Origin of the sequence: Claveliimonas bilis (genome assembly GCF_030296775.1) — a bacterium.
Lineage (GTDB): Bacteria > Bacillota > Clostridia > Lachnospirales > Lachnospiraceae > Claveliimonas > Claveliimonas bilis.
This window is the reverse complement of sequence record NZ_AP027742.1, coordinates 2,587,162-2,600,083: the sequence shown is the minus strand read 5'-3', so window position 1 is coordinate 2,600,083 and position 12,922 is coordinate 2,587,162. Positions and strand designations below refer to the sequence as shown.

Below are 12,922 nucleotides of genomic sequence, written 5' to 3'. Positions count from 1 at the left end.
ATGCGCACTCGCGCGAAGCGGAATTCTTTGTCCTATATAGGAGAGTCAAAACTTTAAGGTATATATTCCGCAACCAATACATGGCTTCTCCGGTTCATTTTTTTCAATTATACTGTGTTTAGATCGGATACATAAGGAGGTAAAAAATGGTGAAAAAATCCAGACTGTTTGCAATATTTCTGACGGTCATAGCGATAACAACAGGCTGCGGACGGGACGGAACAGATGAGAGCATCGGAGAGGAGAAAGCATCCGAGGAGGGGGCAACCACGGAGGAGACGACCGCTGCATTCCCTGAAGAACTGTCACAAATTCCGGAGGAATATTTTGGAGAGTCAGAGCGTCCGGGCACACTTGTGGAGCTGGAGTACGATACTTATGAATCAATGAGTTACGAAGAGCAGGAAGGAGGCACTCACAGCGGAGAGTATGCAATGGAATATTTTTACAACGGATTGTGCTGGATCTGGCAGTAGGTTTTCTTTTTTACAATTTATTCAAAAAGTGGATGCAGGGAGGTTTTTCAGAGCATGAATAACTTCATCTATGAAAACAGGACAAAAGTTTATTTTGGACCGGGATGTGTAAAAGAATTTCTTGTCAGCCTGATAAAAGATTACGATACTGTGATGCTGGCTTATGGAATGGGATCCGTTAAAAAAAACGGCATCTACGACGAGATTCTGGGGATTCTGATAAAATCCGGAAAAAACGTAGTGGAATTTTCCGGTATCATGCCAAATCCCACTTATAGAAAAGTGATGGAGGGAGCCAGACTGGCAAGAAGCAGCGGAGCCCAGATCATTCTTGGAATTGGCGGCGGCTCTGTTATGGATTGCTGTAAGGCGGTTGCCCTTGTGGCATATTGTAAGGGAGATCCGTGGGAGAATTACTGGGAAAGAAAAGGGGTCATTCATTTTGAACCCATTCCTGTGGGAGTGGTTGTCACAGCGGCGGGAACCGGAAGCGAATGCAATGGAGCAGCCATTATTACCAATGAAGAAAAAAGGCGAAAGACAGGATATGATTATCCGGCATGTAATCCCCGGTTTGCACTGATGGATCCTACCTATACATTTACCGTGCCGAAAGAACAAATGATATCCGGAGCTTTTGACAGTTTGTCCCATGTCATGGAAACATATTTCAGCGCTCCGGATGAACGGAATGTATCCGATGAGATTTCGGAAACACTTATGCAAAGTATTATAAGAAATATCAGGATGATACTGAAGGATCCCCAAGACTATGGGGCCAGGAGCAATCTTCTGTGGGAGTCTTCCCTATCTGAAAACCGTCTTATTAAACTGGGAAAACAGTGTGATTTTGCCTGTCATCTGATGGCTCATCAGATCGGCGCTTATACGGACTGCAGTCACGGGCAGGCAATGGCCGTACTGCATCCGGTCTACTACAGGCATATATACAAAAGCGGTGTTGAAAAATTTTCAAGATTTGCCAGGAATGTGTGGAAAATCCGGGAACAAGGGAAAACAGATGCGGAGCTGGCAAAAGACGGGATCGATGCACTTGAATCTTTCATCAAAGTGACAGGACTTCCCACGACTTTAAGAGAACTTGGAATAGAAGACCAAAAAGAGCTGAAGGAGATTGCGGATTCCTGCCATTATTCTCCTGGAAGCTACCGAAGAATCCTGCCGGATGAAATCCTGAAAATATTTCTGGAGTGTTTTTAAACAGACAGATAAATGGAGACAGGAAAAATGATTCAATATTAATTGGTCATCATATAGAAAGGAGGAAACAAAATATGAAAACACGTATTTTAGGAAAAGATTTGGAAGTATCGGCCATTGGTCTTGGCTGTATGGGGATGAGCCATGCTTACGGTCCGGCGGCGGACAAAAAAGAAATGACAGATCTGCTTTTAAAGGCAGTAGAAGAAGGGTATACATTTTTTGATACAGCAGAGGTTTACGGAACAGCTGAAAATCCCCACGATAATGAAGAACTTCTGGGAGAAGCCCTGAAATCTTGCCGTAACCGGGTCGTTCTGGCTTCCAAGTGCGGTATCCGTTTTGATGAGGAATCAAAAGAAGTGAATAAACCGTTGATTCCGGACGGAAGACCGGAGACGATCCGGACATCTCTGGAAGGGTCTTTGAAGCGCCTCCAGACAGACCATTTGGATCTATATTATATTCATCGGATAGACCGCAAGGTTCCCATCGAGGAGACTGCAGGAGCCATGAAAGAGTTGATTGAGGCGGGTAAGATTACTCATTGGGGGATTTCCGAGGCAGATGAAGATACGTTAAGACGCGCCCATGCAGTCTGCCCGGTGACAGCAGTACAGAATCGTTATTCTATGATGTATCGGGACTATGAGAAATTGTTTCCGGTGCTGGAGGAACTGAATATCGGATTTGTGGCTTTCTCTCCGCTGGCAAACGGCCTTCTGTCTGCAAAATATAATAAAAATTCAAAGTTTGATGCACAGACAGATTACCGGAGCGCAATGCCGCAGTTTACTGCCCGCGCATTTGATAAAAATGAAAAACTGATCCGATACTTGGAGGAAATGGCAGATAAGAAAAATGCAACACCGGCGCAGATTTCTCTGGCGTGGATGCTGGCAAAGAAGCCGTGGATCGTACCGATTCCCGGAACCAGGAAATATGACAGGCTGATCGAGAACGGAAGATCAGCGGATGTGGAACTCACAAAAGAGGAAGTAAAAGAGATTGACCGGATGCTTGACATCCTGCCAATGTCCGGAGTATTCGGCGGGTCAAAAGTAGAGTAAGATATCGAAACTAAAAGGTATATACTGTTTAACGAAATGGAACTTCTGGTATGTAAAAAGAAGGGCTATACTGAAATTGTAAAGAAGTAAGCGATATAAGGAGGAATTATCATGGAATATGCAGTATTAAACAATGGAGTGAAAATGCCAATGGCAGGAATCGGTACATTTCTGCTGACACCGGATGAAGCAGAAAGCGCCGTTGCACATGCGCTGAAGGACGGATACCGTCTGATTGATACCGCCAACGCTTATGTAAATGAAAAAGCAGTGGGACGCGCCATAAAGAAATCCGGTATTGACCGAGGAGAGATCTTCCTGGAGACAAAACTGTGGCCGTCCTTTTATGAGCAGGAGGACGCCGTAGAGAAGACGCTGGAGAGATTAGATACAGATTATATTGACCTGCTTTTGATCCATCAGCCGGCAGGAAACTATACAGCAGGATACCGCTTGATGGAAAAGGCGTATAAAGAAGGAAAAGTAAAGGCGATCGGTCTTTCCAACTTTAACGAAGAGCAGATTCGGGAAATCCTGGATATGTGTGAGGTGAAGCCGGCGGTTCTTCAGACAGAAGTACACCCCTACGATCAGGAGAAAAAGCTGAAAGAATTTCTTGAAAAATCTGATATTGTGATCCAGGCATGGTATCCTCTGGGACATGGAGATGCCGCACTTCTGCAGGAACCGGTATTTGCAAAACTGGGAGAAAAGTACAAAAAGAGTCCGGCCCAGATCATTCTGCGCTGGCATATTCAGGACGGCAATATTGTAATTCCAGGTTCCAAGAATCCGGATCATATCCGCGATAATTTTGATTTATTTGATTTTGCTCTGACAGAAGAAGAGATGGCAGATATCCGCGCTTTGGATCAGAACAAGAGATACTATACCAGTACGCCGGAACTGCTGAAACAGTATGTATCTATGGTTCCTCCTGTTGACGAGCAAAAGTAAAACCGGCCGCTGTATCCGCAATAAGGAGAAGCTTCAGATGGAGATGTTATTAAATATGAAAGAAAAAGGAATCCTGTCGGTTATTTGTTTCTTTATTTTCATCTGTGTCCTGGTCCTTTCAGGATGCGGCAGGCAGGAAGAAGAAAATCTTCAGACCGAAGGACAGCCTTCAGGAGGCGGAGGAGACTATACTTTGGAGACAAAAGTAACAGATGTGATAAACGATCCTGTGTTTGAAGACTATGGAAGACTGATTTTCCCGGTAGACCGGACGATTGATGATAATCTCACACTGCAGGATGTTGGAGAAATCCTGGTATGGTATCATAATGTAAATCCGAACCGTACAGTGGAGATTGTAAATTACCTGAAGGATCAGGCGGCATCGGGAGAGCAGATTTTCTACGATATTTATACAGAGGAAGAAAAGGCGGAGGATCCGGAAAAAGAGAATACAGGGCTTTTTTTCTTCCGGGGAGAACCAGGGGCGAAAACAGCTGTTCTCAATGCAGGCGGCGGCTTTGTTTATGTAGCTGCTATGCATGACAGTTTTCCCCAGGCTATGGAACTGTCCGAAAAAGGCTATAATGCCTTTGCGCTGATCTATCGTCCCGGTGCAGATACTGCATGCGAAGATCTGGCAAGAGCCATTGCCTTTCTTCATGAAAATGCAGAGGAACTGCAGATTGATATGACAGACTACTCTTTATGGGGCGGCTCGGCCGGAGCACGTATGGCGGCATGGCTTGGCTCATATGGAACAGCGGCATTTGGAGAAGATGACTATCCAGCACCGGCGTCAGTGATCATGCAGTACACCGGACTGTCGGAAGTCACAGGTAATGAACCTCCCACCTATGCATGTGTGGGGACCAATGATGGGATTGCTTCCTATCGATCTGTGGAAAACTACATCAGATGGATAAAAAACAACGGGACAGATACTGAGATTGAAGTGTTCGATGGTCTCCAACATGGCTTCGGACTGGGAGAAGGAATGGTGGCTGAAGGTTGGATTAACAATGCAGTTGATTTTTGGGAAAGAAACATGGGACAGACAGAATGACAATAAGAAAACAGAAAGGAAAGTGATGATTATGAAAGCAGAGAAATTACTCTCTATAATACTGATTGGAGCAGCATCAGTAAGCCTGCTGGCAGGATGCGGCTCTAATACATCGGACACACAGGCCGACAGTGAGGATGCCGCACAGACAGAATCTTCGGACAATACTGCACAGGCAGATGAGCAGGAAAGCGCAGAGGATAATGAGGATTCTTCTTCAGGATCCGGAAATGTACTTGTTGTTTATTATTCGGCAACGGGAAACACTGAGGAAGTTGCAAACTATATTGCCGATACTACAGGAGGAGATCTTTTTGAATTGGAACCAGTAGAACCATACACAGACGATGACCTGAACTGGTCTGATGACAACAGCCGGGTATCCCAGGAACATGAAGATGAGAGTTTAAGAGATGTAGAGCTGGTTTCAACAGATGTAGAAAATTGGGATTCCTATGACACAGTCTTTATCGGATACCCTATCTGGTGGGGGATCGCTGCATGGCCGGTTGACAGCTTTGTAGAAAACAATGACTTTACAGGAAAGACCGTTATTCCGTTCTGTACGTCAGCATCCTCCGGAATAGGAGACAGCGGACAGCTGTTAGAGGAAATGGCAGGAACCGGCGACTGGCAGGAAGGAGAGAGATTCCGTTCCGGCGCTGATGAGGCAGATGTGCAGGAATGGGTGAATGGACTGGGATTGTAATTACTGGAATAGAATATGTAGAAATGTGGGCAGGGTGTATGGCATCCTGTCTTTTTATGTGCCATTTAAAGTGCCAGAAAGTATTTTTTAATTTCAAAATTGTGTTTAATAGGAGATTCATAGGGCGCAAATGTGAGAAAGAAAACTGGTTGACATATTTTATCGGATGCCATATTATAACCTATATACGATAAAAATTAGGAATCAAATGAAGAGGGATCAGCTCATGGAAAAAACCGTGAAAATCATTACAGACAAAGATGGCAGGAGACTCGTTGTAATTTCTAGAATTTTGTTTAAAGGGAAACGGTGGATTTGCTGGGACGAAGTAAAAGAGTATTTGAGACAGTATGTAGGTGATTCCTATATGGTTGAAGATACAAAAGATACAGTTTATATTGGGAGTGATTTTCCAGACGAATATGCAGGATCGAAATACACTTATTCTTTGAAAGGAGCCAATGCTAAAGCAAAGGCAAATGCTGTGCAAGGAATTCCAGAGATGATTGAGATTGCAGAAGGAAAACATTTCCGAGAGAATTCTGGAAATAAGCATTTGCGAGATGCAGCTTTTGGATGGTATCGGTATGATTCCAGATTCGCATTGCCTGTTTATAACGAACAGGGAATGTTGGAACGGTATAATGTATATCATGTTTCCATGTTGATCCGTCATGCAAAAAATGGGAAATATTATCTGTATGATATTTTAGGTATAAAAAAAGAAACGAGCAACCCGTTCAGATTTTAAAATCATACTTGGTACAAACCCATTTCTCTCCTTTATACTAATGAGAACTGACGGTTTTGTCAAGATGAAATAGAATAGATCTGGCAAAAAATTCTCCCTTGACAAATTTTCAATGAATCTGCAGTCATTGGAAGGAACTTATTTTAAATATGAGGTGCAAAATAGTTTACATAATTAAAAGGATGCGATAACATAAGGTATATAAAATGAACAAAAAAACAAAGTAAATGATTCGGTTAATAGGCCATCTGAGATTTATTCTACGCTATTAGTTTGAAAATAATCGCGCCAGTGGACTGGAATAAAACTATGGGGAAAGAAACTTATGGGAAATGAAAAGGATATGCTGTAAATCATAACCGCATGAATCAGTTGAATGAGGTAATACAGGTTATGAAAACAATTTCCTTGTTTTAAGGGCCAATAATCTCTTGAATAAAAAATAGAGAAATGGTGAATGAACGAGATATGGGAGAATATCCTGTATCTCGTTTTTAATATTTTAAAAACAAAAATAGAACAAAAGTGAAACAAACAAGATATATGCTACCTTCTGTAATCAAACAAAGAAAAGAGGAGGATTTCAAAATGAAGAAAAGTAGTTTTGTTACATTGATTTTAGGAGCTATCAGCTGTCTGTTTTTTGCAATGGGAATGTGTATGGCTATGATCCCGGAGTGGAATGTATTCAGACCGGGAGTTATCGTGGGGTGCGTAGGAATTGTATTTGCATTGCTCACTGTGTTTGTATGGCGAAAAATGGAGCATAAGCAGCCAATAAAGATCAGCGGAAAAGCAGTGGTGACAGCGATTGTCGGGATTGCAGGAACTTTGGCGTTAGGAGTTGGCATGTGTTTGACAATGGTATGGGGAAATATGATCTTAGGTATTGTTGTCGGTATGGTCGGTATCATCATACTGCTTTGTCTGATTCCATTATGTAAAGGTTTGAAATAAGCATAGACATTATCAAAAAAGAGGAAGGCAAAATGAAAAAAGTGATTGTTGCCATTTTAGCATTAGTTGCCGGAGCAGCTGCAGTTATTACTGCAATGAAGGGCCATGAAGAAAAATGCGGTTATTAGGAATGGCAGGGGAGGAATGTTTATTTTGAAAAAATCAGAACAATATTTTGCTATATAATTCCAGGAACAGTGATCTGCGCCAAAATACCAGGAGGAAAATAAATGGATGCTTTATATGATGCCCCAAACACAAAAGTCAGAATCATAGAACATATTATTTCCAGATTTACAAAAGAACTATTGAGGAAGGATTCAAGGGATATCAGCAGCTTTGTTATGAAAGAACAGGAAGCAAGAGACTGTTATATCCGTGAGAAAGATGTTGCAATCGAAATCCAGGATGGATTTAATAATAACCTTGTTATTCAGCATTATATGGAAAAGGGGAAAAAGAAAAAAATTATTATTTATATTCCTCAAAGCTGGCAGAAAAAGATCACAGTAGAGGTGACGGGAGGGAACATTTTTTGCAGACAAAGGGAGCCATATAAAGGTTTGCAAATGTCGGTAATATAAGGTGAGAGATGGAATGGGAAGCAGATATACGAAGAAAGGCAACAAAGCTTCGTGCATCTGCTTTTTTGCGTCCGAAGAATCAAAGAGATGTACGAATAATTTAAATAAACACCGTATAACAGTTGACAACACTAATATACTGTTATATACTGTTTATACAAGGAGGATGAATATGAAGATCATCATTAACCATTCATCCATGGTTCCTATTTACGAACAGATCGTCGAGCAGATCAAAGCTTTGATCATGGAAGGAGAACTGACAGAAAACACAGCGCTTCCTTCCGTCCGGACCTTGTCCAAAGAGCTGAAGATCAGCGCCCTGACGGTGAAAAAAGCATATGACAGCCTGGAGCAGGAAGGATTCACAGTTACTGTACACGGAAAAGGTACCTATATTGCCGCGTTTAATACAGAACTGATGAAGGAAGAAAAGCGAAAGGAAGTAGAAGCCGATTTTGAACTGGCCATTCAAAAAGGCAGAAGATATGGAATGAAGGATGAAGATTTAAAAGAATTATTTACACTCATTTTGGAGGAATAGGCTATGTTGAAATTGGAAAATGTTACGAAGCATTATGACCGCTTTACACTGAACTGTTCTCTGCATGTAGAACCGGGATGCATTACCGGACTGGTAGGGCAAAATGGAGCCGGAAAGAGCACAACCTTTAAGGCTGTTCTCGGACTGATCCGGCCGGACGGCGGGAAAATTACCATTATGGGCAAAGACGCGGCTTCCCTGACTATGAAAGATAGACAGAAAATAGGAGTCGTTCTGTCTAACTCCGGTATAAGCGGTTATCTGACCGTCAAAGATACAGCGGCAATGCTGTCAGGATTCTATCCGGATTTTGACAAGGGAAAATTTCTTGAAAGCTGCAGAAAATGCCGCCTGCCGGAAAAGAAGAAGATCAAGGAGTTTTCGACCGGAATGAAAGCGAAGCTGAAGCTTTTGATCGCTCTTTCCCACAGTACGGACCTTTTGCTTCTTGACGAACCGACAGCCGGACTGGACGTGGTGGCAAGGGATGAACTTTTGGATATGTTGAGAGAATATATGGAGGAGGACGAAAATCGTTCCATTCTCATCAGTTCCCATATTTCCACAGATCTGGAAGGAATCTGCGACGATCTGTATATGATCAGCGACGGAAAGATTATTTTTCATGAGGATACTGATATCCTGCTTAGCAGGTATGCTGTTTTAAAGGTGGATCACAAGGAGTTTGCCCAGATGGATAAACAATATATTCTCCGGGTAAAGAAAGAAAATTTCGGATACAGCGCTCTGACAGATCAAAAGCAGTTTTATGCCGAGAATTACCCTAAGGCAGTGATTGAGAACAGTGGAATTGACGACGTGATTATGATGATGATTCAGGGAGAAGAGTTATGAAAGGATTATTGATCAAGGATTTTAAACTTTTGATGGGACAGAAGAATTTTTTTGCTGCTGTATTTGTTGTGGCGATCTTTCTGTTGATTTCCGGAACAGGAGGAGCGGCTGCCTCCGCCTCCTATGTTGTTTGTTATGTCGGTTTTGTCAGTTCGTTTTTTGTACTGAGCACCATTGGATACGATGAATATGACAACGGAAATGCCTATCTGTTTACGCTTCCTTTCCGCAGGAGCACTTATGCAGTAGAAAAATATATTTTCGGACTGTCTATGGGAATTTTGACGATGTTTATTATGCTGGTTATTGAGGGAGCCTATTTCCGGGTTCAGGATATTTCAGCAGACTGGACCATGCTGCTTGTGACATTTGGAAGCGGAGCGGCATGTCTGGCCGGATTCCTTGCGCTGATGATTCCTTTTCAGCTAAAATTCGGAGCAGAAAAAGGAAGGATCGCCTTGATCGCAGTTTTTATGGCAGTATTCGTAGTGGTCTATGGACTGGCAAAGGCATTGGATGCCAATATCATGAATCTGAATCGGCTGATCGAAACAGGTCAGAAGCTGGGAACGGCAGGGGTTGCAGCTGTAATCGCCCTGATTGCCGTAGCTGCCCTGGTCGTATCTGCCGGGATCAGCACAAGAATTTTAAGCAAAAAGGAATTTTAAACGATCAGTCCGGCATCCTATCGGTGGGAAGCCATATATTCCCTTGGAGTGCAGTCCATAAAGCGGCGGAACAGTTTTGTATAGTAGGAGGGACTGGAAAAACCGCACTGTATGGAAATATCAGTGATACTGTCTTTTCCCATAGTTAAAAGAGGCAGGCTCTGACGGATCCGGTAGTGAAGAAGATAGTCAAAAAGCGACTGTTTCATGTTTCGTTTAAACAGACGGCAGCACTCGCTTTTGCACATGCTGGCGCATGAGGCGATATCCTCCAGTGTAATGTGATCCATGTAGTGTTCATGAATAAATGTAATGATCATGCGGAGACGCTCCAGTTCCCTGGCATCATTCAAAGAGGGCTGCTGGGAGAAATCCAGATGACGGTAGAGAAGCGCCCAGATCTGGTACAGACGGATCAAAAGCTCCAGTTCATAGTCAGATGTTGGTTCCTGATAGAGCTGCCAGATCTGCTGCATGTAAAGGAGAACCTCCTTTCCCCATGCTTCCCCTTCGGTAAAGGGGACAGATGGGAAGAGGGGGTTTTTTGTAACCGGCTGAATGTATTTTGTCTGTATAAGGCTGGCTTCATAACCGTAAAGGAGCGACGGGTTGACAGTGACTGACAGATAAGTACAGTCCGAACTGCCTGCTCTTCTGCCGGTATGGAGCATGTTGGAATTGCAGAATACGCCTTCTCCGGCTTTGAGGCGATACGTGTGGTCATTGATCTGGTACAGTATTTCACCTTTCAGGATTAAAGTAAATTCAAGCTCCGGATGCCAATGGCAGGCGAAACTGCTCATCTCATAGGCAGACAGATGTTCCAGGCTGATAAGAAGCGGAAACCCGTAGTCTCCGTGAGATTTCATTTCCCGGCCGTCACCTCGAAGTGCAAGCTGCATAACGTCCCTCCTTATGGCGGTCTGCGCCGCCCGCAAAAGTTCTTTTACAGACATTATACAAAAAACTTTATAAAGAAGGAAGTGCCTTGAAAATTTTTGCATCAAAAGTCAGGCGTCTGCTGCCGCTGTACTTCACAGATCCGTCCGGGGATACAGTGATTGGCTCTGCATGCTTATCCAGGTCAAAATCTTTGCTGATTCCGTCATCATCGTACAGGGTGTAAGTACATGGACCGTTCAGATACCCGATTAATGTCAGATGAGAAGGATCCAGATCTTTTACACTTTCGGCGGCCGGTGCAAGCGGAAGAAGATGTCCCCGGCGCAGGAAGAAGACAACCTCTGTCAGAGAAGCTTCTATATAGTGATGTCCGGCGCTCATTTCCCGGAAACGGATATCATCCGGACCGGAGGCGGTAATAAGGAGCATGTCTTCCGGCAGATAAACATAACGTCCGGAAGCATTCTGCTGATATACGGGACAAAGCATCAGTCCGTCGCCCAGAAGGAGCTGGTCTTCTACCTTGGATGCAAAAGGATCCTGCGGATAGTCAAAGGCCAGGGGCCGGAACATCATGTCGTCTGTAAGGGCTGCCTTCATATACTCGCTGTAGAGATAAGGAAGAAGGCAGTAGCGCAGTTTTATGGTGTTTTTCAGTGCTTCCATATTGTCGAACTGGTAAGCTTCCTGTTCCCTTGTTCCCATGGCGGAATGATTTCTCATCAAAGGAGTGAAGATTCCGAACTGCAGCCAGCGAAGCAGGAGATCTTCCGTGGTATCTGCCCCGAATCCGCCCAGATCTGCGCCGGTATAGAGAAATCCGCACATGTTGAGGGAAGGCATCATTTTGATGTTCAAAAGGAGATGGGACCACCAGGACAGATTATCTCCCTGCCAGATTCCTCCGTACCGGTGCATACCAATATAGGAAGAACGGGAAAACATCAGGATTCTTTTATCCGGTTCCAGCTCATCGAAAGCTTCCCCGGCAGCCCGGGTCATATTGAAGCCGTACAGGTTATGGACTTTGTCATGGCGGACTTTTTCCCAACCATTTCCCGGTTCATGGTAAAAGCTTCTGTAGTCTTCCGGGTTGTTGGCAAGAGTATTGACAAGTCCCAGCATTTCATTATTTTTATTCAGGTCAAGATTCTGGCCTTTTAAATCAGCCACCTGATCCAATACTTTTTGCAGACGTTTTTCAGAGTAAAAAATAGCGGGTTCGTTCATGTCATTCCAGAAGCCGTCGATTCCCATATCAAGAAGATACTTGTACTTCAGTCCGAACCAGCGGCGGGCTTTGGGGTTGAGCATGTCAGGGAAATGGGCTCTTCCCGGCCAGACAGCTCCCACGAAATCTGTGCCGTCCTCTTCTTTACAGAAATAGTTGTTTTGCACGCCTTCTTCGTAGACGCTGTATCCCTCTTCGATCTTTACGCCTGCATCAATAATGGGGACAAGGTGTATGCCCTGGGATTTCATATCCTGTACAAGGGTGGGAAGATCCGGAAACTTCTCTTCGGATACAGTGAAATCCTCATAGCGGACCATATAGTCGATATCCATATAGATGGCATCCAGAGGAATGCCGGCTTCCCTGTGTCCTTTTGCAACTTTGCGGATATCCGCTTCATTTTGATAACCCCAGCGGCTCTGCCCGTAACCGAAAGCCCACTTTGGCGGGATATAGCTTTTCCCGATGAGCTGTCGGAAGAGGCGTACAATAGAGACAAGGCGGTCATCAGGGGATTCTATGATATAGATATCCAGATCCCACTGTGAAGGCTGGATGTACATTTGATCCCGGCGGGTATATCCAATGTCAAAAGTAAGCGTACCGGGATAGTCAATAAACACACCGAAGGGGTGGGAAGCGCCGATCAGAAGAAAATTGTGGGCGCCGTAGAGGGAATGAGTGTGTTCCAGATGATTGGGATCATCAGTAGCATTGCTGACATAGAGCCAGCCTCTTTTATTAATGCCCCTTACCTGTTCTCCAAGTCCATATACAGGGATGTCATTTTCAAGCGGAAGACTTAGACGATTATCCTCTATAGAAAAGAAAGGCAGTGCATCAGTTTCATAAGGCAGCTCCTTTACAACTGCCTCTGTAGGAAATGGTTTTCCAAAAGTATATCTGCGAATCATTGTTTTCTCCTTT

Annotated in this window: 14 protein-coding genes; 12 read left to right on the top strand and 2 right to left on the bottom strand. The window is 43.9% G+C overall.

Features of this window, described 5'->3' with window-relative positions:
- The first annotated feature begins 146 nt into the window (after positions 1–146).
- From R2J37_RS12545 to R2J37_RS12490, 12 genes are all read left to right on the top strand, one after another.
- The gene (locus R2J37_RS12545) at positions 147–476 is read left to right on the top strand and encodes a hypothetical protein (RefSeq protein ID WP_256193662.1); all 330 of its coding nucleotides are present in this window, start codon (positions 147–149) and stop codon (positions 474–476) included.
- 54 nt (positions 477–530) lie between these two features.
- Positions 531–1,697, top strand: a complete 1,167-nt coding sequence (locus R2J37_RS12540) for an iron-containing alcohol dehydrogenase (RefSeq protein ID WP_316265350.1) — start codon at positions 531–533, stop codon at positions 1,695–1,697.
- A 74-nt stretch (positions 1,698–1,771) separates the two neighbouring features.
- Entirely contained in the window at positions 1,772–2,767 is a 996-nt protein-coding gene (locus R2J37_RS12535) for an aldo/keto reductase (RefSeq protein WP_316265349.1), read from the top strand.
- Between the two features lie 111 nt (positions 2,768–2,878).
- The gene (locus tag R2J37_RS12530; protein ID WP_316265348.1) at positions 2,879–3,724 is read left to right on the top strand and encodes an aldo/keto reductase; all 846 of its coding nucleotides are present in this window, start codon (positions 2,879–2,881) and stop codon (positions 3,722–3,724) included.
- A 37-nt stretch (positions 3,725–3,761) separates the two neighbouring features.
- A complete protein-coding gene (locus tag R2J37_RS12525) occupies positions 3,762–4,790 on the top strand; it encodes an alpha/beta hydrolase (RefSeq protein WP_316265346.1) in 1,029 nt (342 codons plus the stop codon).
- 31 nt (positions 4,791–4,821) lie between these two features.
- Positions 4,822–5,499, top strand: coding sequence for a flavodoxin (locus R2J37_RS12520; protein WP_316265345.1), 678 nt, complete (start codon positions 4,822–4,824; stop codon positions 5,497–5,499).
- A gap of 166 nt (positions 5,500–5,665) precedes the next feature.
- The gene (locus R2J37_RS12515; protein ID WP_316265343.1) at positions 5,666–6,250 is read left to right on the top strand and encodes a hypothetical protein; all 585 of its coding nucleotides are present in this window, start codon (positions 5,666–5,668) and stop codon (positions 6,248–6,250) included.
- Between the two features lie 588 nt (positions 6,251–6,838).
- The gene (locus R2J37_RS12510) at positions 6,839–7,207 is read left to right on the top strand and encodes a hypothetical protein (RefSeq protein WP_316265341.1); all 369 of its coding nucleotides are present in this window, start codon (positions 6,839–6,841) and stop codon (positions 7,205–7,207) included.
- 230 nt (positions 7,208–7,437) lie between these two features.
- Positions 7,438–7,791, top strand: a complete 354-nt coding sequence (locus R2J37_RS12505) for a hypothetical protein (RefSeq protein ID WP_316265339.1) — start codon at positions 7,438–7,440, stop codon at positions 7,789–7,791.
- A gap of 172 nt (positions 7,792–7,963) precedes the next feature.
- Entirely contained in the window at positions 7,964–8,335 is a 372-nt protein-coding gene (locus tag R2J37_RS12500) for a GntR family transcriptional regulator (protein ID WP_230105380.1), read from the top strand.
- Positions 8,336–8,338: 3 nt separating this feature from the next.
- On the top strand, positions 8,339–9,190 hold the full coding sequence (locus R2J37_RS12495) for an ABC transporter ATP-binding protein (protein WP_316265337.1): 852 nt from the start codon (positions 8,339–8,341) through the stop codon (positions 9,188–9,190).
- On the top strand, positions 9,187–9,858 hold the full coding sequence (locus tag R2J37_RS12490; RefSeq protein ID WP_230105382.1) for an ABC-2 transporter permease: 672 nt from the start codon (positions 9,187–9,189) through the stop codon (positions 9,856–9,858). The genes R2J37_RS12495 and R2J37_RS12490 overlap by 4 nt, the downstream gene beginning before the upstream one ends.
- 17 nt (positions 9,859–9,875) lie before the next feature.
- Here R2J37_RS12490 and R2J37_RS12485 read toward each other — a convergent pair whose 3' ends face one another.
- Together R2J37_RS12485 and R2J37_RS12480 are read right to left on the bottom strand one after the other, a co-directional pair.
- On the bottom strand, positions 9,876–10,760 hold the full coding sequence (locus R2J37_RS12485; RefSeq protein WP_316265335.1) for an AraC family transcriptional regulator: 885 nt from the start codon (positions 10,758–10,760) through the stop codon (positions 9,876–9,878).
- Positions 10,761–10,827: 67 nt separating this feature from the next.
- A complete protein-coding gene (locus R2J37_RS12480; RefSeq protein ID WP_316265334.1) occupies positions 10,828–12,909 on the bottom strand; it encodes a TIM-barrel domain-containing protein in 2,082 nt (693 codons plus the stop codon).
- Between the last annotated feature and the right edge of the window lie 13 nt (positions 12,910–12,922).

Bases quoted from the DNA above. Each gene is read 5' to 3' on its own strand.
- R2J37_RS12545 (WP_256193662.1), top strand. From the start codon at position 147: ATGGTGAAAAAATCCAGACTGTTTGCAATATTTCTGACGGTCATAGCG.
- R2J37_RS12540 (WP_316265350.1), top strand. From the start codon at position 531: ATGAATAACTTCATCTATGAAAACAGGACAAAAGTTTATTTTGGACCG.
- R2J37_RS12535 (WP_316265349.1), top strand. From the start codon at position 1,772: ATGAAAACACGTATTTTAGGAAAAGATTTGGAAGTATCGGCCATTGGT.
- R2J37_RS12530 (WP_316265348.1), top strand. From the start codon at position 2,879: ATGGAATATGCAGTATTAAACAATGGAGTGAAAATGCCAATGGCAGGA.
- R2J37_RS12525 (WP_316265346.1), top strand. From the start codon at position 3,762: ATGGAGATGTTATTAAATATGAAAGAAAAAGGAATCCTGTCGGTTATT.
- R2J37_RS12520 (WP_316265345.1), top strand. From the start codon at position 4,822: ATGAAAGCAGAGAAATTACTCTCTATAATACTGATTGGAGCAGCATCA.
- R2J37_RS12515 (WP_316265343.1), top strand. From the start codon at position 5,666: ATGCCATATTATAACCTATATACGATAAAAATTAGGAATCAAATGAAG.
- R2J37_RS12510 (WP_316265341.1), top strand. From the start codon at position 6,839: ATGAAGAAAAGTAGTTTTGTTACATTGATTTTAGGAGCTATCAGCTGT.
- R2J37_RS12505 (WP_316265339.1), top strand. From the start codon at position 7,438: ATGGATGCTTTATATGATGCCCCAAACACAAAAGTCAGAATCATAGAA.
- R2J37_RS12500 (WP_230105380.1), top strand. From the start codon at position 7,964: ATGAAGATCATCATTAACCATTCATCCATGGTTCCTATTTACGAACAG.
- R2J37_RS12495 (WP_316265337.1), top strand. From the start codon at position 8,339: ATGTTGAAATTGGAAAATGTTACGAAGCATTATGACCGCTTTACACTG.
- R2J37_RS12490 (WP_230105382.1), top strand. From the start codon at position 9,187: ATGAAAGGATTATTGATCAAGGATTTTAAACTTTTGATGGGACAGAAG.
- R2J37_RS12485 (WP_316265335.1), bottom strand. From the start codon at position 10,760: ATGCAGCTTGCACTTCGAGGTGACGGCCGGGAAATGAAATCTCACGGA.
- R2J37_RS12480 (WP_316265334.1), bottom strand. From the start codon at position 12,909: ATGATTCGCAGATATACTTTTGGAAAACCATTTCCTACAGAGGCAGTT.